Origin of the sequence: Verrucomicrobium sp. BvORR034 (genome assembly GCF_000739635.1) — a bacterium.
GTDB lineage: Bacteria > Verrucomicrobiota > Verrucomicrobiia > Verrucomicrobiales > Verrucomicrobiaceae > Verrucomicrobium.
In genome coordinates this window covers 21055-44809 of the sequence record NZ_BATQ01000078.1, presented here as the reverse complement: position 1 = coordinate 44809, position 23755 = coordinate 21055, and the positions used below count along the sequence as shown (strand labels likewise).

14 protein-coding genes, 1 tRNA gene and 1 pseudogene are annotated in these 23755 nt (G+C 60.6%); 11 read left to right on the top strand and 5 right to left on the bottom strand.

Translation table 11 applies throughout. The features are described from left to right. Positions 1-615: 615 nt before the first annotated feature. Entirely contained in the window at positions 616-3588 is a 2973-nt protein-coding gene (gene ppdK, locus BV034_RS13795) for a pyruvate, phosphate dikinase (protein ID WP_050027590.1), read from the bottom strand. A gap of 638 nt (positions 3589-4226) precedes the next feature. Here ppdK and BV034_RS13790 point away from each other — a divergent pair. From BV034_RS13790 to BV034_RS13755, 7 genes are all read left to right on the top strand, one after another. Continuing rightward, a complete protein-coding gene (locus tag BV034_RS13790) occupies positions 4227-4805 on the top strand; it encodes a prepilin-type N-terminal cleavage/methylation domain-containing protein (protein WP_050027589.1) in 579 nt (192 codons plus the stop codon). Positions 4806-5017: 212 nt separating this feature from the next. After that, positions 5018-5094, top strand: a tRNA-Pro gene (locus BV034_RS13785). Between the two features lie 566 nt (positions 5095-5660). After that, positions 5661-8501: an RICIN domain-containing protein gene (locus BV034_RS13775; protein ID WP_050027587.1), complete on the top strand. Its 2841-nt coding sequence runs from the start codon at positions 5661-5663 to the stop codon at positions 8499-8501. Between the two features lie 85 nt (positions 8502-8586). Next, the gene (locus BV034_RS13770; RefSeq protein WP_265592974.1) at positions 8587-9276 is read left to right on the top strand and encodes a hypothetical protein; all 690 of its coding nucleotides are present in this window, start codon (positions 8587-8589) and stop codon (positions 9274-9276) included. Between the two features lie 301 nt (positions 9277-9577). Further along, entirely contained in the window at positions 9578-10078 is a 501-nt protein-coding gene (locus tag BV034_RS13765) for a hypothetical protein (protein WP_050027585.1), read from the top strand. A gap of 90 nt (positions 10079-10168) precedes the next feature. Then, entirely contained in the window at positions 10169-11098 is a 930-nt protein-coding gene (locus tag BV034_RS13760; RefSeq protein WP_063768782.1) for a GNAT family N-acetyltransferase, read from the top strand. A gap of 12 nt (positions 11099-11110) precedes the next feature. Further along, entirely contained in the window at positions 11111-12634 is a 1524-nt protein-coding gene (locus BV034_RS13755; protein ID WP_265592973.1) for a hypothetical protein, read from the top strand. Between the two features lie 468 nt (positions 12635-13102). Here the strand turns inward: BV034_RS13755 and BV034_RS13750 are convergent, their stop codons facing one another. The 3 genes from BV034_RS13750 to BV034_RS13740 are packed head-to-tail and all read right to left on the bottom strand — an operon-like array spanning position 13103 to position 15932. Continuing rightward, positions 13103-13555, bottom strand: coding sequence for a hypothetical protein (locus BV034_RS13750; protein ID WP_265592972.1), 453 nt, complete (start codon positions 13553-13555; stop codon positions 13103-13105). Between the two features lie 53 nt (positions 13556-13608). After that, positions 13609-13932, bottom strand: a complete 324-nt coding sequence (locus BV034_RS13745; RefSeq protein WP_265592971.1) for a hypothetical protein — start codon at positions 13930-13932, stop codon at positions 13609-13611. Between the two features lie 50 nt (positions 13933-13982). After that, positions 13983-15932 carry a CocE/NonD family hydrolase gene (locus tag BV034_RS13740; RefSeq protein WP_265592970.1) on the bottom strand — a complete coding sequence of 650 codons (1950 nt, stop codon included), beginning with the start codon at positions 15930-15932 and terminating at the stop codon, positions 13983-13985. A 200-nt stretch (positions 15933-16132) separates the two neighbouring features. Between BV034_RS13740 and BV034_RS13735 the strand changes: the two genes are divergently transcribed. Next, complete coding sequence (locus tag BV034_RS13735; protein ID WP_050027580.1) at positions 16133-17737, top strand: LamG-like jellyroll fold domain-containing protein; 1605 nt, start codon at positions 16133-16135, stop codon at positions 17735-17737. Between the two features lie 30 nt (positions 17738-17767). Next, the gene (locus BV034_RS13730) at positions 17768-18343 is read left to right on the top strand and encodes a sigma-70 family RNA polymerase sigma factor (protein WP_050027579.1); all 576 of its coding nucleotides are present in this window, start codon (positions 17768-17770) and stop codon (positions 18341-18343) included. Between the two features lie 27 nt (positions 18344-18370). Here BV034_RS13730 and BV034_RS13725 read toward each other — a convergent pair whose 3' ends face one another. Further along, positions 18371-19432: a Fic family protein gene (locus BV034_RS13725; protein WP_050027578.1), complete on the bottom strand. Its 1062-nt coding sequence runs from the start codon at positions 19430-19432 to the stop codon at positions 18371-18373. A gap of 234 nt (positions 19433-19666) precedes the next feature. On the opposite strand from BV034_RS13725, the pseudogene BV034_RS36810 reads away from it, so the two are divergent. Together BV034_RS36810 and BV034_RS13715 are read left to right on the top strand one after the other, a co-directional pair. Next, positions 19667-22279: pseudogene (locus BV034_RS36810) on the top strand (SNF2-related protein); the annotation flags it as partial. After that, on the top strand, positions 22255-23160 hold the full coding sequence (locus tag BV034_RS13715) for a DEAD/DEAH box helicase (protein ID WP_081887795.1): 906 nt from the start codon (positions 22255-22257) through the stop codon (positions 23158-23160). The pseudogene BV034_RS36810 and the gene BV034_RS13715, both read left to right, overlap by 25 nt. The last annotated feature ends 595 nt before the right edge of the window (positions 23161-23755 follow it).

Below are 23755 nucleotides of genomic sequence, written 5' to 3'. Positions count from 1 at the left end.
AACCAGATCATCTGAGCGGAGCCGAATCACTTGAGCCGCCGGACACAGTTCGCGGAATCGACGTCGACCAACCCACCCAAGCCGTCACACCCACCACCCAGCCCCTCCAGCGTTGCCTCCGGGACGCAATACCTTGAACCTGCAATCCGGTGGTTCCGGTCGTTAAACTCCCTTCACCACCGGCTACTCTCCGACGTCCCTCCGGGACATAAGGCGGCCCACGTCCCGACGCATAACCTTTCGCACGCCGCCCTCTATCCTCTACCCCCTTCCACATGCTGACGCATCTTCATTCAGCTCCCCCCGGCACGACTCCAATCACGCCTCACGGATGGAATCCTGAACCTCCGCCGCCTCAGGAGGACCAAAGGTCCGTCATCATACCAGCCAGGGGCAACACCCCAGGATCGCATGACCAAGCAATCATTGAGGGCTGAAGGGCCCGGCCTCATCAAGCCTGCCCACGACAACCACCACTCCACCACTCCACCACTCCACCACTCCCCGTCCATCACCCCAAAAAAACAAAGTCCTGTGAAGGCAATCTTCACAGGACTCTGTAACTAACGACTATTTTCGTTGTCTGCGGCCTTCAGGCTTCAGACACCTGCGTCGTTACTTCTTCTTGGCAGCTTTCTTCGCAGGTGCAGCCTTCTTGGCGGCTTTCTTGGCAGCTTTCTTGGCCATAGGTTTGTTCCTCGTTACTGGGTTGCTGGTTGCTGTTTTTGTCTTGGCCGCGGCAACCTTGCCTGCGCGCGCCGTCACGGCGGGCTTGGCACTTGCTTTACCACGGACAGCTTTTTTCGGAGCAACTTTGGAGCCATCCTGCTGCGCTTCTTCCTCCAAGGCTGCCTGGGCTGCAGCAAGGCGGGCGATGGCCACGCGGAACGGGCTGCAACTCACGTAATTCAAACCAATGCGGTGACAGAACTTCACGCTGTCTGGATCGCCACCATGCTCGCCACAGATGCCGAGCTTGATGCCGGGGCGCGTCGCGTTGCCCTTCTCCACAGCGATCTTCATGAGAGCGCCCACACCCACCTGGTCAAGGGTGGCAAACGGGTTCTTCTTGAAGACTTCGTTCTCTTGATAAGGCGTAAGGAACGCACCCATGTCGTCACGGCTGATGCCGAGAGCGGTCTGGGTGAGGTCGTTCGTGCCGAAGCTGAAGAACTCAGCCGTTTCAGCGATCTCGTCCGCCGTGATAGCACCACGGGGAACTTCGATCATGGTGCCGACCTGGTAGTCAATCTTCACCTTGCGCTCGGAAATCACTTCCTTCGCCACACGGTGCACGATTTCAACCTGCAAGTCGAGTTCCTTTTTGAAGCCCACGAGCGGGATCATCACTTCCGGCTTCACCTTGACGCCAGCCTTGATCACGTCGGCAGCGGCCTCAAAGATGGCGCGGGCCTGCATTTCGGTGATCTCGGGATACGCGATGCCGAGACGGCAGCCGCGGTGACCCAGCATCGGGTTGAACTCGTGAAGCTGATGAATACGCTGAACGATGAACTCACGGCTCATGCCGGTCTTCTTCATCGTGTCCTTCATCTCGTTCTCCTGGTCTTCCTTAGGAAGGAATTCGTGGAGCGGCGGGTCAAGAAGACGGATCGTCGCCGGCAGACCCTTGAGGGCCTTGAAGATGCCGGTGAAGTCTTCACGCTGATACGGAAGCAGCTTGGCAAGAGCCTTCTTGCGGCCGGCTTCGTCGGTGGCCATGATCATCTCGCGAACGGCGTAGATGCGGTCCCCTTCGAAGAACATGTGCTCCGTACGGCAGAGGCCGATGCCCACAGCGCCGAACGCAAGGGCGTTGGCCACCTGGTCAGGGCTGTCTGCGTTGGTGCGCACGGTCAGGCGGGACACCTTGGAGCACCAGTTCATCAGCTTGCTGAAGTTCTGGTAGTTGCGGCCTGCAAGGGCGTCCTTGTTGCCGTCCACGAGAGCCTGAGTGATCTCGGAAGGAGCGGTCGGAAGGTTGCCTTCGTACACGAAGCCGTTGGAACCGTCGATGGAGAGCGAGTCGCCTTCTTTGTAGGTTTTGCCACCCACGGTGAAGGTACGTGCTTCATAGTCGATGCTCATGCCGGGGGTCTTGTCAGACGCACCGCACACGCACACCTTGCCCATCTGACGGGCGACGAGTGCAGCGTGGGAGGACACACCACCCTTGAGGGTGAGGATGCCTTCGGAGGCCAGCATGCCGCGGATGTCTTCCGGGGAGGTCTCGTTACGAACGAGGAGAACGCGCTCACCCTTGTCGCCAGCGGCTGCTGCACGGTCAGAGTTGAAGTAGATCTTGCCGGAGGCGGCGCCAGGACCGGCGTTGAGGCCGGAGGCGATGACCTTGGCGGCTTTCACAGCCTTGGATTCAAAGATCGGAGCAAGCACCTGCTCAAGCTGGTCGGCGGGGACGCGCTTGATGGCGGTCTTCCAGTCGATGAGCTTTTCCTTCTCCATTTCCACTGCAAAGCGGACGGCGGCGACGCCAGTGCGCTTGCCGTTACGGGTCTGGAGCATGAACACCTTGCCCTCTTGGATCGTGAACTCGAAGTCCTGCACGTCTTTGAAGTGGGCTTCGAGGACGTGGCGGATGCGGTCGAGCTCTTTGTAGGGCTTCGGCATCACGGCCTGAAGCTCAGCCACGGGGCTCGGGGTACGCACGCCGGCGACGACGTCTTCACCCTGGGCGTTGATGAGGAACTCACCGTAGAACACCTTCTCGCCGGTGGCGGGGTCACGCGTGAATGCAACGCCGGAGCCGGAGTTGTCACCCGTGTTGCCGAACACCATGGCCTGCACGTTGACAGCGGTGCCCCACTCGTGCGGGATGTTGTACTTGCGGCGATACACGATCGCGCGGTCGTTGTTCCAGGAGCCGAACACTGCGCCCACGGCGCCGTTAAGCTGGTCCCAGGGATTGGTCGGGAAGTCCTTGCCCGTGCGGTCTTTGACGAGCTTCTTGAAGAGAGCGACGAGTTCTTTGTAGTCGTCCACGGTCAGGTGGGCGTCGTCCACGTCGTCTTCGTGGTTGTCGTGCTTGAGCTTGTGGATGACGGCTTCGAAAGGATCTTCGTCTTCATCAGGGCGCTTCTGCACCCCCATCACCACGTCACCGTACATCTGGATGAAACGGCGGTAGCAATCCCAGGCAAAACGTTCGTTGTTCGTGGCGCTGACCAAAGCCTGAACCGTCTGGTCGTTGAGACCAAGGTTGAGGATCGTGTCCATCATGCCAGGCATCGAGTCGCGGGCACCGGAGCGCACTGCAAGGAGCAGCGGCATCTTCTTGGTGTCGCCGAACTTGTAGCCCATGATCTTTTCCATCCCGGCCACGCCGGCTTCCATCTGCTTCTGCAGAGTGGCAGGATAGGTCTTCTTGTTGTCGTAGTAGTAGGTGCAGACCTCCGTCGAGATCGTGTACCCGGGAGGTACAGGAAGACCGATGCGGCTCATTTCCGCGAGGTTGGCCCCTTTACCGCCCAGCAGCGCCTTCATAGAGCCGTTGCCGTCTGCTTTACCTGCTCCGAAGAAGTAAACGTATTTTGTTTTCTCCGCGCCGCCTTTGGTTGCTTTTTTTGCCATAGCTGATTCAGTCACTTTACGGGACTGTGATGTTCGTGTGTGTTGGTTTGGTTCGATGCGTCTAGCCAAATTGAATTAATTTCGCAAGAGTATTGGGTTCACCTCACCTGTCAATACTCTTTGCGCGTTAGTTGCAAGGCTCAAAATGCCCCGATTCGCTTCGAAAAACGATGTCTGGAATGAGCCGCTTTTCGCCCACAATTCCGTGGGAATTTGTTGATTCCTGTTCCGATTCCGAGGGATGTTCGTAGATGGGTTCACGGGAAAGCGATCAGGCCTCACCCAGACCTGTCGCGCCCCTGCTCCCCCCTCCGCTAGCCCCTTCGTTTCACTCACTCTCGAACACAGCCACGCCCCCGATCCGCACCTCATTGCCACCACCCCACGCCTGCCCTCTCCCGGTCATCACCCCTGCGTCCTCCTCCTACCTTTGCGAGAAGAAAGCCCCTCCAAAATTACCCTGTTGACGGTTTTCACGTAATTCCGGTATTCTGGAGTTTGAAATCAATCCCTTCGGCTTCGCCCCGCCCCGGCGCGCCGACTGGAATTCCATTTCCGTATACATAATAGAGCCCTCATACAGCTAGCCCAACCACCACCCCTGCCAGACTAAACTGACCCCCAATACACATCCATCCATGAAGACGCTGAATCCCGTCGTGCGCCTCAAGCACGGCTTCACCCTGATCGAAATGCTGGTCGTGATCGGCATCATCGCCATCCTCGCCACCATCGCCATCCCGACTGGAAACATCGTGCTGAAGAAGGCCCGTGAACTCCAGGCCAAGACCGCCATGAAGGGGCTGGAAATCGCCATCAAGGGCTACCAGACCGAGTACAACCGCTACCCGCTCGCCGTTGCGGATACTGAGGACACCAAAATCTATGACACAGGCGATGCAGCGGATGGAGGCCCTCTCCTGGCGGCTCTTATGGCAACAGACACGACGTCGAATCCCCGCAAAGTGCGTTTCTATGACCCGCCCGCGGCCAAGGGCGGGATGAATGGCTATGACAGCACGGCAGGCACTCTCACCGATCCTTGGGGCAATGGCTACATGGTGCAAATTGACTATGATGGCGACGGCGTGATCACCGATCCTTTTGAAGAGGGCAAGACACTCTCCGCTGGCGTGATCATCTATTGCAACGGCGCAGACAAGACCGCCAGCACCGGCAGCGCAACCAAGTCCGACGACATCAAGTCCTGGCAGTAACCTGCCAAGCCTCCGAGCCATCCGGCCGGATTTCCGTTGAACCTTTTGATCCGCCGTGGAGCCCGTCTCCACGGCGGATTTTTGTTGGCCTCCTCTGGCCGGCCACCCCCTCCCCGCCGGATTTTGCGTGTCGCAATAGCTCAACTTTCCAGTTGCACATTCCATCGGTCGAGCCATCATCCCCTCCCGGTTATTTTTCGTGGTTTTAGACACGGGCTGTAGCGCAGTCTGGTAGCGCGCTTCGTTCGGGACGAAGAGGTCGTGGGTTCGAATCCCGCCAGCCCGACCACTTTGGCTGAACAGGCTAGGTCGTAAGGATACTCGCAAAGGCGTTGGCCCGCTTTCGCCCAACAGGACTTCCGGCAATTCACCGCCCTACGCAGGCGCGAGGCCAATCGCAGGCTCAGGGAGCGTAGCAAGCGCCCAACTCGTGTCACCGCCCCTCTTTCTTAACTCTGGCTCGGTCCGGATTCAGGAAATATCTCGCACCATCCTGCGCCTCGGTTGCTTCTCGCCACCAGCGTATGCCGAAGGGTTCTAGACGTCACAAGGGGTGTCAGTGCGCCGATTCCCGTCCGGCCTCCGATGTCGCAGGCCTGTCGACACCCAGAATCCCAAAGCCCCCAACCAACATCTGGCCCCGCTTGCGGGGCTCCGGAGTGCGTGCGTGAAGCGCCGCTTTCGCCTGCGGCTTGACAGCCAGCCTCACCAACAACTTCGCCAGCAGATCTCGGTGGGCGCGTTTCGACAAAAATTCGTCCGAAAACGCCAAGTCACCGGGCTCTGGCTTCTATAGGACTTAACGACGAATCGCCGACTCACCTTCATCGGTTGGCCCTCACCAAGATTCGTCCTATGAGCAAAACTATCCTTTTCATGTTGGCCGCTGCCGCTGCGCTGTGGTTGAACCCGCCGAAAGCTGGAGCCTTTACGCATCCGGGCACTCCGCTGACAAATACCGACCTCATGGCCCTCAAGGCAAAGGTCATCGCGGGTGAGCAGCCTTGGAAAGCTGGGTACGATGCCCTGGCCGCCGATGGCCGCACCCAGCTTACCTATACAATGGCGGGGCCCTTTGCGAACGTGAGCCGCAACCCCAATGTGAACCTGAACCAGTGGCGCAGTGACATGACAGCGATCTGGAACCTCGCGCGCATGTGGTACTTCACCGGCAACGAAGCGTACGCGCAAAAGGCGCACGACATCCTGCTTGCATGGGCGACCACACAAACATCGTTTACCGGCGGCGAATCCCCCCTCGACTTGGGAGACTACGCCTACCGCTTCGTGGGCGGCGCAGACATCCTACGCGGCACGTGGCCCGGCTGGACGGAGGCCGACACCACCGCAGTGAAGAACTATTTCGGCACGGTCCTTCTGCCCGCCACCAACCCTTATGGTGAGAGCATGTTCGGCGCTGCCAACAAAGGAGCGCTGGCCCTCGTCGCCGGAGGGCTGATTGCGATCTTCAATGACGACACCGCCCGGCTCAACACGATCGCGTATCAAGTTCGCACCCTCGCGCATATCGGTCTGCGCAGTTCCAACGACATCGGCATGCTCGGTGATTCCCTCCGCGACCAGGGCCACGCACATGGGCAGCTTTTCTCGCTGTCCATGCTTGCCGAAGCTCTGTGGAAGCAGGGCATTGATGTGTACTCCGACTACAACAATCGCCTGCTGGCGGCAGGGGAGTATTTCGCCCGGGTGAATGACCTCGGCCCCACGCCGTCTCTCCCCTTCGGCACGACCGATGCTTATTACGTCGGCGACTACACGAATCGGGGTTGGGGAGGCGGAAACATCGCGCTCAATCTCATCCACGGCGCCTATGCCGTCCGCAAAGGCCTCCCCGCTCCCTACATCGCCCTGAGACGCCTTGAGATGCCCGTGGATGGTGACAGCTTCATGTTCCACAAAGTTGGTGACACCTCCGTGGCGGCACCAGCAGCAGCGTTGCCGATTCCCGCTACCACCTCGATCACCTCGGGGCTCACCGACCTCGATATCGGAGGTGCCTCTCCCGTCGGCGGTGCCTCCTACTCCGGCGGCGTCTGGACGGTGCAGGGCGGAGGCAGTGAAATGTGGGGCTCGAACGACAGTTGCCACTTTACATACAAAGCGGTCACCAGCGACTGCGCCATCATCGCAAAAGTCGAGTCGGTTCAAAACACCAGCCTTTCCGCCAAAGCTGGTGTGATGATTCGATCAAGCCTCACCGCAGGCGCTCCCCGGGCATGGATGGCCGTCACCAACAGGATCCAAGGCGAGCAAAACCTCCAGGGACTCGCCGTGTATGGCGGCAACAACTACGGCAACAAAGCCTTCAACATCGCCAGTCCCTCCTATTGGGTGAAGCTCGAGCGCCTCGGAAACATCATCACTGGCTACGTTTCTCCGGATGGCACCAACTGGGCGGCCACCGATGTCGGACGCTACGACGACATGCCGCCCACACTCTACGTGGGCCTGATGGTCTGCTCAGTTGCGAATGGTACGTTAAACACCGCCACCTTCAGCAACGTCCAGATCACCGGCGGCGACGGTAGCGCGCCGCTTTTTACTCCCGCCGCCCCCGCAGCCCTGCTGGCTGCTCCGGGCGAACACACCGTCCCGCTGCGCTGGCAGCCGTCATTCGGAGCCACCAGCTACACGGTGAAGCGCGCCACCGCCAGCGGCGGCACGTACGCGCCCATCGCATCGGGAATCACCACCAGCAGCTACACAGACGCCACGGTGACCAATGGCACGACCTATTACTACGTCGTCACCGCGTCCAATGCCGCTGGCACGAGCGCCAACTCGCCCGAGGACAGCGCAACACCACTGAACCCCATGGTGAACATCGTCTTCGATGGCACAGCCAACGACAGCGCCAACAACCCAAATGGTGCCCAGGGGGCCGCGAAGGCATTCGACAGGAATCCCGCCTCCAAATGGCTCTCCACTGCAGCAAGCTGGCTGCAATATGACTTCGGTGCAGGCAACGCCCTGACCGTCAAGCGCTACACTGTCACCAGTGCCAATGATGTGCCCACGCGCGACCCGAAGGACTGGCAACTCCGGGGCTCCAACGACGGCTCCACCTGGGTCACTCTCGACGCCCGCAGCGCCCAGGCGTTCACGACCCGCTACCAGACACTCACCTGCCCTGTATCCAGCCCGGGTGCGTATCGATACTATCGACTGGAAGTCACTGCCAACAATGGTGACCTCTCAACCCAACTCGGGGAACTCGGACTCTTCACCGACCAGGGCCGCTTGATTCGGAATGGCACCTACCACGTGCTCTGCCGCAAGAGCAACAAGGCGCTCACTGCCTCGGGTGGTGGCACCACCAACGGCACACCCCTTGTTCAATGGAGCCTTACTGGCAGCCAGGAACAGCGGTGGACGTTCACCCATTTGGGCAACGGCCAGTATCAAATCCTCGGCGCTGGCAGCAACAAGGTGGCGGATGTCTCCGGCGTGAGCACGGCGAATGGCGCTGCGATCCATCTCTGGAGCTGGCTCGACGGTAACAATCAGAAGTGGACCCTGACACCGGGCGGCGATGGCTTTTTCAAGATCACCGCCGTGCACAGTGGCAAGGTTGCAGATGTAAACACCGGCAGCACTGCCGATGGAGCGTCGATCATCCAGTGGCCCCACACTGGCAATGCGAACCAGCAGTGGTCGCTCACCATAGCTCCCTGATTTGGCCTTGAACCTGGCTGCACCTGTCTCCGCGGCAGGCGCAGCCACTGCCGAATGACAGGACATCACCTCCGACTCCCCTCCTATGCGTTTTAAGCTTCTCGTGGCGGCAACTTCGGCACTCGCGATGGTGGCATTGGCACTCGCGATTCGAATGGGCGATGATTCCGATGCATCCTCCGCCCACAGCACAAAGAGCCCGCTTTCTGCCCCCCAACAAAAGTACCACACAAAAAATCGTCTGGGCTTCGTGAAGCAATTGGCTGATGACCCTCACGCGGCTTTGGAATCACTGCTTCAATCGCCTGGCCGGGATCAAAACGGGTCCCTTTGCGCCGATCCGCATCTCCAGTCGGCCGTGGTCGATGCTGCCAATCGCCTAGCGTTGAGCACCCATCCGAAATGGGGCAAAGACGATCCAGTCGCTCTTGAAAACTTCGTACAACTATGGGCCCAGGCCGATTTGACTTCTGCTTATGAGTGGGTTCAGCACCACCCCACTGGCTCGGCACGTGATGCCTTGATGACACGGGTCGCGTTTGTGGGGGCTCAAAGTGACCCCAACGCAGCGGCCTGGCTGGTGGCGGAAGAGATTCCGCCTGGGTACATCCATGAGGAAGCTGTTGTGATGGTCTTACATCAATGGGCGATCCAGGATCCCGCCTCCGCCGCGGCATGGGTGAACCTGTTCCCCGACACCCCATTCCGCGATCGCGCCCTCCGCGAATTGGAAGGGGTCATTTCTCACTCTCGATCCGGTTTGGCTGCACCGTAGTCAGGACATTCAGGGAGCTCTCCCCCTCTTTAGAGGGTGATCCCCCAACAGACCTCGCAAGCACTGCGGCGAATGGATTTTATCCAACTGACCGTCACGCCGTGCTTCCCGAGGGGCGTCGATTGACCATGTCGCGGGACTTTCATGCCCCGCCATGAACTTGTTGCATGGTTTTGGAACTGAACCTCGTAGAAGCCAGACAGGCAGTGTAGGGTGTCATCCTTTCTTGACTCCCAGAAGCTCCCTGTCGAATCTCCGAGCGTTCACCGTCCTTCTACCTCCCCCTCCCTCATCACTCCCTATGAGAATCGTTACGATCATCGCCCAAATCTCCCTGGCCATTGCACTGGCGGTTGGCGGCTTTAAGCTCTACCAGTGGCACAAAGCCAATCCTGGGGCTAATGATCGCGTCGAAGAAGTGGTACAGGCCCCCTCTTCGGGCCTGACCCCGGAGCAGGAAGAGGCGCAAACGGTCATCAAGCAGTGGATGAAAGACAACATTCGTGATCGCAGCGCTTCCATCGGCCGTTGGAGCCAGATCGTGCCGGTGCGGGGGCGCAGCTGCGTGGTTGCCTCCATTGAAGGCAAGCTGCGCTCTGGGAAGAAGCTGGTGCGCACCTATGTTTTCGAATATCAGGGCAAGGACCTCCACGACATCAAGGTCGCGCCTGAGTACCTGGAAGGTCTCGCCAGTGATGCCCGCTCCGCCACCACCACCGAGCAAGACGTCGCGATCAAGAACACCATTGAGCATCTGAAGCTGATCATCGCCCAGGTGGGCAAGGACGACTCGCCCATGTGAGCCATTCGATCTCCTTTCGCTTGGGGTTCACGGAAGCACCACGGCATCCTATGATCATTGCGAGGACAATCCAACCCTGACCGCCCCGCCGTGCAACTGACACCCCTGACTCCCGCTGACCACGACGCCACAGCCAGTCTGTTGCACCGGTCGCTCGTCCACTGGTATGAGACCCGGTTGCGCCAGGGAGCGAGGTTCGGTGATCGCCCGGAGCCTTTTCGGATATTTCCTGAGGTGTACGAGGCTCTGGATCCGGGACATGCCGTGTCGGTGAGAGAGGACGCCACCGGCACCCTGGTCGGCGTTTGTTTCATCCATCCCCGGGAAACCCACGTGTCCGTCGGGATTGTGGCCACAGACCCGGATTCTTCCGGTCGCGGGGCCGCCCGCCTGATGATGGAACACGCCGCCGCAATTGCGCGCGATCGCGGTCAGCCTCTGCGACTGATCTCCAGCGCGCTGAATCTGGACTCTTTCTCCCTGTACACGAAACTGGGCTTTGTCCCGCATACGCTGTATCAGGATGTGCTTTTCAATGTCCCTGTCGAAGGCCTGGCAGGGCCACCACCCGTACGGGCAGACCAAGTACGGACTGCCCGGCCAGAGGACGCGGTTCGCATGGCCGATCTGGAGCAGGAGTTGCAGAGCATCCGGCGGGAACGGGACATGCATTTCTTCCTGAAAAACGAAGTGGGTTCATGGAAATCTCTCGTGCTGGAGAATGAAACCACCGGCGAACTGGATGGGTTCATGGTGTACAGCGTCCACCCATCCTTCCGCATGACCGGTCCCGGCGTGGCACGGGATGAATCGGCGGCTACCGCACTCCTGTGGGTGGCTCTCGATGCCCAGCGCGGAGACGCCACCGTGCTGCTGGCCCCCTGCCTGGCGGGAGATCTGGTACGCACGCTGTACCGCTGGGGCGGACGGAATGTGGAACTGCACACCGCCCAGATTCTTGGCCCGCTGCCCCAGACCAAGGGGCTTGCCTTCCCAACCTTCCTTCCGGAGTCCGCGTAGCCCCCCTTCCCCATGCGCCCGTCTTCCTTCCCTTGGTTGCCCGTCCTTTTGATCGCAGCCGGGATCCCCATGGGCATCGCTCATGCGACACCAACCGGCGAAGAGACAACTCCGCGCATCATTGAGCTAAACGAACTTCCCCTGCTCTTCGCCGATGATAGCGGCATCGCATCCAGTGCCGGTGTGATCCGCACCGTACACGCCGCCAAAACACGTCCCGCGCCTGTGCTGGAGCCGAAACTGCCCTGGGAAGGCAGCCGTGTGTACGTGTACGGCTCAGTGTACTACGATCAAAGCGCAGACCGGCTCTCCCTCTGGTACCTGGGGCATCCCGAGCCTGACGCCAGCGGCAAGGAGCCGCGCGTGCCGGGATTTCGCAAAGGCAAAGGCGACGTCGTGCTCTATGCCACCTCCCGCGACGGTTTGGAGTGGGAGCGGCCGGAACTGGGACTGCACAGCTTTCAGGGATCGAAGGCCAACAACATCGTCTTCGACCTCCACAGCGCCAGCGTCCTGCACGACCTGCGCGAGAAGGATCCCGCCAAACGTTACAAGATGCTGGGCAGTCGCGTCGGTGCCTACTACGCGGCCGTCTCCCCCGATGGTCTCACGTGGCAACGCCATCCTGATGACAATCCCATCCTGACCGCCTCGGACAACATCAGCCTCACTCAGGATCCCTTCACCGGCGGCTACCTCGCCTACCATCGGCGTCCCTCCACGAAAAACGGCCGCTGCGTCTGGCTCTCACGCAGTGCGGACTTCACCACCTGGAGCAAACCGGAGCTCGTCTTCGCTGCCGATGCCATCGACAATGCGTGGGCCCGAAACCCGGGAGAGAGAACCGAGGTGAACAACCTCTCGGTATTTCCTCATGCCGCCGGGTTCCTCGGCCTGCCCACGATCTTTCGCGTACTCATCCCCACTCGCCCAGCAGAAAGCCTCGCCCATGGACAGAGCGGCACGGATGGCATCCTCGATGTACAGCTCATCACCAGCGCCGATGGCACCCACTGGCAGCGCACCGAGCCCCGCTTACCCGTGATCGCAAGAGGCGCTCCGGGTCAATTCGATGCCGGAGCCATCCTGGGAGTTTCCAGCACCTGTGTTCATGTTGGGGACGAGACCTGGGTGTACTACACCGCCCTCACCACCAGCCACGGCGCCCCCATCCCCCCCAAGCGCAACGCCATCGGCCGCGCCGAATGGCGACGCCATGGCTTCGTTTCCCTGGATGCAGGCGAAAACGGCCGTGTGGAAACCAAGCCGCTCAGACTGCATGGCGGTGAATTGATCATTAACGCCAACGCTACAGGCGGCGAGCTCCGCGTGGCACTCACCGAAGCCGATGGCACTCCGATTGCCGGGCACTCTGCCGACGAGTGCGAGGTATTGACCTCGGACGCGACCCAATGGAGAGCCCGCTGGAAAGGCGGTAGTCAACCTTTGCCCACCGATCACCCTATAAGGGTCGTAGTGACGATGAAGCAGGCACGGTTGTACAGCATCTCAATCGCCACCAAGTCACCTCCGTAGCATCCAAGATCGTCCCCGGGGGGGAATGGCCTCCTACGGTTCCACATCATCCAGCGCGCTCAATCGAAGCTCTTCCTCGAAGAGGATCCAGCTACAAGCCCAACGTTGGCGAGCCTTGAGCGAGTCTACGTTGGGAAAGGGCGGGACGGGCTCTACTCCGAAGGAGTTGCGGCGGTGTGACTTGCCGTCGCCTCATTGTTCCATGGCAGCCAGACCACTGGACATCTGGTCGCAAACGCGGCGGCGTCACACCTCCGAGGACGAGGACGGGATTCCGAACCTGCCCATGCCGAAGGCATACCAGAGGGTAGCCAGGGGCCGGGCGAGTTCGACGAGCCCTGCCCCTGGGAGAATGAGAAAGCAGTCCATCCTGAAGGGATGGCAGAAATCGTCGCATCCCAGTCCGATACGCGAATAGATCGAGGAAATCACTCTCCTGAGAATCCGGGCTTCGCGATCACGACCGAGTCAAACTTGCACGTGCGTTTTGACTCTATTGAACTCCCCTCGCACACCAGGATCCATGAGGACTCGCCAGGAGTAGATTAGGACAACCGCTCGAAATACCAGGGCAGGCCAGTTCGGCATCTCCCCATGTGGCAGGTTGCTGATGACCGGACCACCTACCCACATCATGCACACTGCCAGCCAACCTTTCCTGGCCCACTCGCGGCAACGGAACAGCCCAAACGCTGACACACCGCCAGCGAGAGACAGCAAAAAAACACCAACAAGGGCCGGCGCTTCCGCCTTGGCGGCCTCAGCAGCAATCTGCGCGATCGATTCCTCGGATGCGAAATCGCCAAACTTGTAGAAAATCTGCCTCTGTGTCACATAGGGCAAAACCGCCGCACTCGCCAGTCCGAGCACGCTCAACACCATCGCGATCCACGCGAGTCTTGTGATCTTCTCAAAGGTCATACGGAACATATTCGCAAACGCTGGACCGGCCGAAGCGACAAGCCCCGACGATCCTACGCACAGACTTCCTCCACGTAGACCTCAAACCTCGTCTCCCCCTGCCGAGATTCAATCCCAAACGGAAACTCCGTATCAATGGCACATCGCCCCATTCCTCTCTCATCGACCCACTTTTTCACGACCTGACACTTCAAGAAGCCTGACAGGGGAAACTCGGCATTGATCTCCAAAGGCTCCCTACAGATCATCGGCTCCTTTTCCACGAAGGTCCACTCAAGGCCGTTGGCATCGCGCAGCATGAACTCCACCCACCTTGGAAACGCATGTTCATCGACAGTCCGGAGGACTTGCACTCTGACTTCAGCAAACTCAGTCATAGAGTCGATACTCGGGAAGCTGTTGTCGATGAATCCTCTCCCTCGCACCCTCACTTCACCACCGGCAGAACAATCTGCGAAGGCCGTTCCGCATCGTGATAGATCGTATTGGTCGCCACCACCATCCGCCGATGCCCGTTCAACGGCTCACCCGTGTTGGGATTTGCGTCAAACCTGGGGAAGTTACTGCTGGAGATGTCCACCCGGATGCGATGCCCTTTCTTGAACACGTTGGAGGTGGGATAGAGCTTGACCGTCACCGGATAGACCTCACCCGGGACCATGAGTTTCTCCTCTTTCAGTGACTCCCTGAACCGGGCGCGGACAATACCATCGGTGAGATTGAGATCGAATCCGTCCGGCCATTCAGCGCTGGCGGGATACACGTCCACCAGCTTGGCCGTGAAGTCCGTGTCCTTCGCGCTCGAGGAGATCCAGAGCTTAACCTCGATCTCGCCCGTCACTTCTGTGTCTTTCTCAAGCGGTTCGGTCTGAAACACCAGCACATCACGGCGGGCGGAAAGCGGCACCGGTTTGGACCAGTTCCAGAAGGCTTTCCCTCCCCGCTGGTTCCACGCGCCCTGCTGCATGATGCCATCAGCTGAGGAGATGTTCCCGCCCAGGGTGGGCACAGGATCGCGCGGATCGTAGTCATAGGTGGTAGCAGCCTCCTTCGCTGGCGGTTTTCCAGTTTGCAGCCCGCCACCCGCATGGAGGTACATCGGGGTGGCCACGGCGCGCGCCAGCGGCCACTCCCTCTCGTCCCGCCAGACACCACCATGACGCAGCATCCCCTTCTCATTCTTCCCACCATCGCCGGCCCCCATCACAAAGATTCGCACCTTGCTGGCGAAAGGGGCAGCACTGCCCACAGCATTGCTCTGGCCCTTCAGCCAGTGGTCGAACCATTCCTTGCGCCAGGCCCACTCATCCTTGATCGCAGCCTCATCACCGAAATCCACCTGCCCATGCGCACTCTTGGTCTGCTGACCGTGAATCCACGGCCCCATGATCAAGTACACCGGACTCTTCAGCGTCCGTGAGAGCGCGGCATAGTTCGCCGTCGTGTTTCCTGCCCAGGAGTCATACCACCCGCCCACCAGATACACCGGGATGTCCTTGTACTTGGTGGGATCCGCCAGGATGTTGGCAGGAGCCCAGAACTCATCGTCCGCCCCGTGGTTCATCGCCTCCACAAGCCAGTCTTCATACTCCGGAGCGAGACGCAAAGGGGTCGCCCCACGACGCAGAGGCAGTTGAGGCAGATAGGCGGTGCGATTATCGGACAGCGCTGCGAGTTCCGCCGCCACGGCCGGGTCCTTTCCGGGCACACTGCCCCGCCCCGCGTTGAGCATGATCCAGTTCCAGAAGCGCATCTCAAAAGCGCCAGCGTTGCGCATGCTCTGCCGCCCCATATTGGACGCTGCATCCACCGGGATGACCGTGGCCAGCTCTGGCACATCCGCCAGCGCCATCGTGTGCTGGGTGCCGCCCACATAAGAAGTGCCGATCATCCCGATGTGACCGTTCGACCAAGGTTGTTTCCCAATCCAGGCCGCGCAGTCCTTCCCATCCACGCCATCGTCGGTGAGGAATTTCCACACCCCCTCTGAACCGTAGCGTCCCCGCGTATCTTGGGCCACAAACGCATAGCCGTGGGAGGCAAAGTAGTTGCCGGCCTTCTTCGCCCCATCTTTGTTGTAGGGAATCCGGCTCAAGATGACCGGCAGACGCTCTTGCTGCTGGCCCGAAGCCACGGCAGGGAGATACACATCCGTGGCGAGTTTGATGCCGTCGCGCATCGGCACCATGATGTTGGCCTTCAGCTCAATCTTGGGATCTTGAGGCGTCTCGGCCCCAACAGGGGCCACCACGCTACCGAGAAGGAAGAAGCCCACAGAGGCCTGCACCAACCGGCCCGCCAGATGTCGCCGGGACAGCTTGGCTCGATACGTGTTCCCAGTTCCATCCGCGATTTGTTTGCGAGCCCGTTTCACCATGGTTTCCGAGTACGGCTCCAGACCAAGAGATTTGCAAAGCGCAGCACGAAAGTATTGGAATGGATCAACCTTGAAGAAAAGAGCACGCGCCCCCACAGACCGAGACACCTCCCAGCCGACCGTCTTGTTGGAGAATCCATTCGCGTCACAGTTGGCCGGGTGCGATCATTTACCATTGTCCACTTCGCACCGGGCACGACATGACTGACTCCGATTTTCAAAAACTCATCGAACACCTGGCAGGTGAATCCCCGCCGGAAGAAGTGTTTGAAAACCTGGACCCCGCCGATCTTTCCCCTGAGCAGCGTAAGGAACTGGCGCTGTTTCTGCGGACCCAGACGCTGATCAAGCAAGAGCTTGCGGGAGGCGAGGCCTTTGTGCGTCGCGTCATGACCTGGGCCGGTGAGTCGGAAAAGGATACCTTCACCGCCAAGGTGATCGACATGCGCAGTCATGGTCGCGAGACCAAGCGCTCCTCGCGCTCCCTGGCCCCCTGGTGGGTGGCCTTGGCGGCATGCATCGCGGCTGCAGCCTCCTGGTGGCGCCCAGCCCCCACCCCTGCCGGGCCCGTGATTGCAGACAACACAGCGAGCAATGCAGTGGCCGTGCTGGTGGATGAACTCGATGCCTCCTTCGCCGACGGCCGGTCCCCGCAAAAGACCGGCTTTGCCCCTGGGCCATACAAGCTGGAGAACGGCCTCGCCCATGTCCGTATGATCAACGGCACAGACCTCGTGCTGAAGGCCCCTGTGGCATTTCACATCGATGACCCCATGCGCATCCGCCTGCAGACCGGGGACATGCGCGTTGTCGTACCTGACACCGCCCACGGCTTCATCGTCGCCACCGACGGAGTGGACTACCAGGACTTGGGCACCGAGTTTGGGGTAAGCGCCGGCGAGTCCGGCTCCAGTCAGATGCATGTCTTCGATGGACAGGTCGACGTCCTTAAGACAGACGGCACCAAGATCGAGTCCGTGACGCTGGGCCAGACGGTGGCCTTTGCGCAGGGTAACCTCTCCGCAGCCCCCGCTCCGGACAAAGACAAGTTCCCCAGCGCCAGTGAGATCGGCATGCGCCGCTGGCAGCAACTCAGCCAGGGCTGGAGGGATGACCCCACTCTTCTCTGCTACTACTCCTTCCAGAAGAACCCAGAGTCCCCTCGCGAGCTGCAGGACATCAAGACCAGTGGTGTCCCTCTGGCTGCCCAGGTCTCTGGTGCCCGCTGGGTCACCGGGCGCTGGCCGGGCAAGGACGCCCTCTTCTTTGACCACGATGACGATCAGGCCCTCGTGGACATCCCCGGGGAATACTCGCAGCTCACCGTGGCGGCCTGGGTCCTCCTCGACCGCTATGACTTCCCCAACAACGCCATCTTTGCCTCCGATGGCTGGGAGGCAAAGGACTTCCACATGAACCTCAATGGGCAGGGGCGCCTCTTTGGCGGCACCTACCCCCGCACGACCTACACCCAGCTGACGGATGACGTGGTGCAGCCCGGCGTCTGGTCCCTCGTGGTCCTGGTCACCAATGAGGATCAGAGACGCACCGAGGGCTGGATCAACGGTCGCCTGGCCTTCACGGGCGACATGGTCAACGTCTGGGGCATCCGCCCGGGCCGCTGCCGCATCGGCGGTTGCAACCCCAAGCCGGGCGAGGGCAACCCCGTTCGTACCGTGCGCGGTCGTATTGACGAGCTTTTTGTCTGGAAACGCGCCCTCACCAAGGACGAGATCCACCGCCTGTACGAGGAGGGCCGCCCCTCCTTGCTGGAGGTCTCCCGCCCTGCCGCGTCAGCCCAGTAGTGCCCGCCCAGAGATCTCACCCTCCCCTCCATGCCCCTGATTCCCGTCGAAACCCTGCAAAGGGCCCAAGCTGGCGAGCTCAAGGCTCAGGCTGCGTTTGTCCAATTCTACCAGCGGGAGGTGCGGGCCTTCGTGTCCATGCTGACCGCAGATCTCGCCTCAGTGGATGACCTCGCGCAGGAGACCTTCTTGAGAGCCCTGGACCGGCTGGACCGCATCCAGCAACCGGAAAGCACAGGAGCCTTCCTCCGCGGCATCGCCCGCAATGTCGCACTGGAGCACGCCCGTCGCTACCGACGTCAGTCCGAGCGAGCTCAAAAATTCGTCCGCCTCATGGAGGACCTCGCCCCCGGTGACGACCCCCAGGACGACTGGTGGTCAGACGACACCGAGCTCACCGGCGCTCTGAAGACCTGCATGGGCACCCTGCCAGAGAAGTCCCGCTCCATCCTGGACTGGCGCTACCGCGAGGAGTGCGATGCCACCGAAATCGCCGCCCGCCTCGGCACCACCTCCACCGCCATCCGCGCCACCCTCAAGCGCGTGCGGGTGAGCCTGTGGCAGTGCATCCGGGGCCGCTATGAGACGGCCGGGGTGCGGGGCTGAAGGAACCCACGGTCCAATCACGGAAGATCACCCGTGACTCTTCATGTAGTACACGCCGCGCCCCTTGCCAAAACGAACCAGCAACCCTTCATCAATCAGGTCAGCGAGCTTGGACTTGAGGGTACTTCGATTCCCGCCCGTCGCTGCCATCGCCTCGGCAAGCGTGATGCGGCCGCTTTCATCCAGCAGCCGAAGAATGGCGGCTGACAGGGGCGAACCCGCCTCCACCCTCTGACGCTCGATCTGAATCTTCGCGTTGAGATTGTCTTTCTGCCTCACTAGGCAGCGGAGGAAGAACAGCAGCCAGGGTTCCCACATTACTTTTGACTCTCTCATCGTGCCCTGTGTCTTCCGTAGAGCCTTGTAGTAGTACTCCTTGCTCTCCTCAATGACCGCCTCGAGCGAAGCGTACGGCACATAGCTGTAGCCGTAACGCAGCAGCAGCAGCGTCGTCAGCACGCGAGAGAGCCTGCCGTTTCCGTCCTGGAACGGATGAATGGCGAGAAACCAGACCACAAAGATCCCTGTGATGAGGAGAGGGTGAAATACCCGATCCCTTTCTGCCTCCCCCACCCAATCCACCAGCCGTCTCATCGCCAATGGTGTTTCGAATGGGGTAGCCGTCTCAAACACAATACCGAGCTGTTTGCCATTGGCATCGAAGGCGGCCACGAGGTTGTCCAGACTCTTGTACTCTCCGCGGTGCCGTTCGTCTTTTTCCGAGTACTGAAGCAGCACCCGATGGAGTTGACGGATGTGATTCTCGGTAAGAGGGATGTGCTCGAACGACTCGAAAACCATATCCATAGCCGCAGCGTAGCCTGCCACCTCCGCCTCATCGCGACTGCGGAACTCCTGGACTTTGATGGACGAGAGCAGGGTAGCAACTTGCAGGTCAGTAAGCTTGCTGCCCTCAATTCGGGTCGACGAACCAATGCTCTCAATAGTCGCAATCTTCTTCAGTTCAGAGAGTTGGTCCCTGGATAGACTCTTGAAGGCACGCCACTGCCCTTTGAACTCATCGAGCGAAGCGATGAAGTTCAACATCTCCGGCGTAATAACCGGCTCTGGCACAATCTGTTGCAGCATAATTCGAGACCACTACACCTCCAATTGATATCCGATTATATCCAATTATGTCCATTTTCAAAGCCCGGAAAGACGATTGGGCTGTCGATGTTTCCCCCTACATCAAATCCCCCTCCCGCCCCGGCACCATTGTTGCGGAATCGTCGAATTCTCCGTCAACACCTTGCACCGAGTCCATCCCGTGTGTAAGCGTGGAGGTTCGCGCCTTTCGAGGCGCTCAAAGCCGCCCCCGTTATGCCCAGCGCCGCTGAAGTAGAATCATTTTTGGCCCCCATAGATCCGACCATCATCGCCGCGGCCAGGGCGTTAGTGGAGAAAGGCAGGGTCCGCCTGGAAGGCCATACCCACCAGTCCATCGAAGGTCGGGTAAAGACCGAAGAGGAGACCGTCCGTGTCCAACTCACCCGCAAGGGGCTCCTCTGGGAGTCCGACAGCGACACGGAGGACGAGGATCTGCACAATCTGGCCGCATGCGCCGTGATCATGGAGTCCGAAGGCCAGCCTGAAAGCGACGTGAGCGCCACTGTGCCGGAGAAGACCCTGCACGAGATCGTGGAAGACAAGCTCTCCCGACAACTCACCCCTTCCGAAGAGCAGTACCTCGCCAAGGTGGAGAAGCGCTTTGAGCGCTACCGTACCCTGGGAGAGATCCACGACCATGACCTCGTGCGTCTCAACTCCCGATGGCCCATCCAGAGCTACGATCCCCTCAAACTCTGGCCGGAGCCGCCGCAGGATGTGCTGGAGTTCTGGAACTACCTGGCCGCCGCCCTGCTGGAGCGGAAGCTGACCTACCCCGCCTTTCTGGAGAACGTCACGGATCTCCCAGGTACTCGGGCTCGCTTGCAGTCCTGGCGCGAACAGGAGGACCTACCCCGCTGGGCGGAGCGCATTCGCGAGTTCTCACAGCGTGAGGCCCCCCAGCCCGTGCAGAGGGAGCTTCGCCTCCTCATTACCCCCTCTGAGGCCAGGTTCCAAGTCCGCGCCCCGGAAGCGGAAGACGCCTCCTGGCACAATCTGGCCGACCCGGAACTTGAGAAACTGCTGGAACTGGAGCGGGCCAATGCCCTGCGACTGCCGGTGAATTCCAGCCTCATTTTCTCCTCTGCCACCCGGTGGCTGCGGGATCAGACCCGGCCGATCATCCGTCTGGACCAGCTTACCCCGGCCCAATGGCTGGCCAGCCTGCTCGCCCAACCGGAACTGGGCACCCACCTGGTCACGCTGGATGAAGCCCCCTTCAATCGCCCTGCCGAGCCCCTGCGATGGCAGGCAGTGGAAAAGGTCACTGCCGCAGGCCGGACTCAGTCCATCACGCTGCGCCTTTTTGACGGGAACGGCAACGAGCCGCCCAAGCCACTGCGCTACCTGCCAGCAGCAGAGCCCCTCTATCTGGGCTCCGACACCATCTTCCACGGCCCGCCGTCCTTTGAAGAGGGCACCACTGCCCAGACCAGCATTGAGATCCCGGTGGAGGCCCTTTCCACAGAGGAAGGCATCCGCTTCCTGGAAAAGCTGGACGTCCCCCTGCCCCCCAGCCTCGCCGCCCGCGTCACGCGGGAGACCTTCAAGGTGCAACTGAGCGCCCGTTGCCTGCCGAAGGTGGAGCAGGGCGGCACCGAGCACGTGGCCATCACAGCCCAGGCCGTCAGTTCCAACGGTCTTCTCACCCAGACCCTTCGGGGCCGACGGTGGGAGGTGACAGAGCAGGTTCGCTCCTCCAACGGGGTGATCCCCTGCTACGATCGCACACCGCTGGATGCCGTCCTCCCCGTGCTGGAAGGGGTCAAGGCCACCTATGATGCAGAGTTGAGCGCCTTCCGCGCCCGCATCACCAAGGCCTTCCCGGAGCAGTTCCACGACTGGGCGAGGAATCTCCCTGAAGTGATGACGCTGGACACGGATGACCGCCTCCACTCCATCCTTGCCGATCCCCTGAAGGCCACGGTCCGGCTGGAGATCAACGAAGCGGGCATCGACTGGTTTGACCTTCGTCTGGTGTTCGACATCGAGGGCGTGGAACTGAAGCCCGCCGAAATCCGCCGCCTCATCGCGGCCCGCGGCGGCTATGTGCGCCTGGCCGATGGCACCTGGCGCAGTGTTCGCCTCGAACTCAGTGAAGAGCAGCAGCAGGCCATCGCCGCCCTCGGCATCGATATCAACGAACTCACCGACGAGGCCCACCCCATTCACGCCCGGCAGCTCGCCCTGCAGGAGCGCAAAGAATTCATTCCACCGGAACTCTGGGAGCGGGTCAAGAGCCGGCTCAGCCATCTGGACCTTCAGACGAAGCCAGAAGTTCCTGCCGAACTCCAGATCACCCTGCGCCCCTACCAGGTGGATGGCTTCCACTTCCTCGTCTATCTGGCCGTGAACCGCTTTGGTGGCGTTCTCGCAGATGACATGGGCCTCGGCAAAACGGTGCAGAGCATCGCCTGGGTTCTCTGGCTCCGGCTGGAGGCCATCAAAGAGAGCAAGCCCATCGCCCCCGTGCTCATCGTCTGCCCCAAGTCCGTGTTGGATGTGTGGGCGATCGAGTTTGGCAAAGCGGCCCCGAATCTGCGCGTGCATGTGCTGCGCGAGAAGGACACGCTGAATCTCAGCGACATCAAGGACAACGCCGATGTCCTGGTGTTGAACTACGCCCAGCTCCGCTCGTGCATTGAGCAGCTGCAAAAGGTCAACTGGCTCGCCACCATCCTGGACGAAGGCCAGCAGATCAAGAATCCAGACTCCAAAGTCGCCAAGGCCGCCCGCCAGCTGCACGCCCAGAACCGCCTGGTGCTGACCGGTACTCCGCTGGAAAACCGCCTGCTGGACCTTTGGAGCCTGCTCACCTTTGCCACCCTGGTGCCTTGGGTGATCGCGCCTACTTCCAGAAACACTTCGACCGTCGCAAAGACGACCGCGCCGCAGAACGCCTCAGCGCCCGTCTGCGTCCCTTCATCCTGCGCCGTACGAAGGGCCAGGTGGCCCGCGAGCTGCCTCCGCGCACGGAGGAAAACATGCTCTGCGAACTGACCGGGCTTCAGGAAAAACTCTACCGCGAACAGCTCGCGCAGGCCCAGCACATGATCCTCACCTCCACGGGTGCGGAGATGCTGAACAAGCGCCGCTTCGCCATCCTGCAGGCCATCACCCGCCTGCGTCAGATTTGCTGCCACCCTGCCCTCGTGCAGCCCGGAGCCGACGACGAGGAGAGCGCGAAGCTCAACGCCCTCATGGAGCTGCTCGACCAGCTCCACGACGAAGGCCACAAGGTGCTCGTCTTCTCGCAGTTCGTCGCCATGCTCAAGATCATTCGCGACAAACTCACGGGACTGAACCGCCCGTTCCATTGGCTCACGGGCGCCTCCCAGAACCGCGCCGATATCGTGAGGTCGTTCCAGGAAGCACCGGATCCCTCCGTGTTCCTGCTCTCCCTCAAAGCCGGCGGCAGCGGTCTCAACCTCACCGCCGCCAGCTACGTCATCCTGTATGATCCATGGTGGAACCCCGCCGTGGAAAACCAGGCCATTGACCGTGCCCACCGCATCGGTCAGACCCAGCCCGTCATGGCGTACCGCCTGCTCGCCAAGAACTCCATTGAGGAAAAGATCCGCCACTTGCAACAGCAGAAGAGCCTGCTCTCCAGCGATGTGCTGGGCGAGGAGAACTTCGCCCGCAGCCTGGATCAGCAGGACCTTGAGTATCTCTTCGACATCGGCGAACGCCGTGGGGACGATTAAGTTCCGGTAAGAGGTAAGTGGTAAGTGGTGGGTTGGTAAGCAGTGGGAGGTCTTCTCTGGATGAACCGGGAAGAGCGGTTTGTGCATTGGGCACAACCGCACCCACCTTCCTCGAACCCACGAACACCCGGTGGGCATCTGGGAAAAGGATGGTCTTGATATTTTGCCCTGGGGAGCTCGAAGTCGCCGTGGTGCGTCCAGCGTACTAGTGTCAGGAATGCCACTTCAGAAGGGCCGAAGGTCCGGCTTCATGCCAGCCTTGGGCAACGCCCAAGGAATAGATGACAACCCAACCCTTGAGGGCTGAAGGCCCGGCCTCATCTAGCCTGCCCAAGAGGAGCATCCCTGAATGACGTCGGACCTACAGCCCTCAACCTCTTCAACTAGCCCCAACCTTGGGCGTTGCCCAAGGTTGCTATTACGCCGGGCTTTCAGCCCTCAGTACGTTGGCAATAGGAAGATAGCCAGCCTCGCCACCTTTGGACCCGTAGGCTGACGTCCCATAGGTCTCATTCACCCCACAGGCCCCTCTCGCCGTTAACACTCTCGCACCGCCCCCCGAACCCGGAGGGTTCACCATGAGTAGCCATGGCGT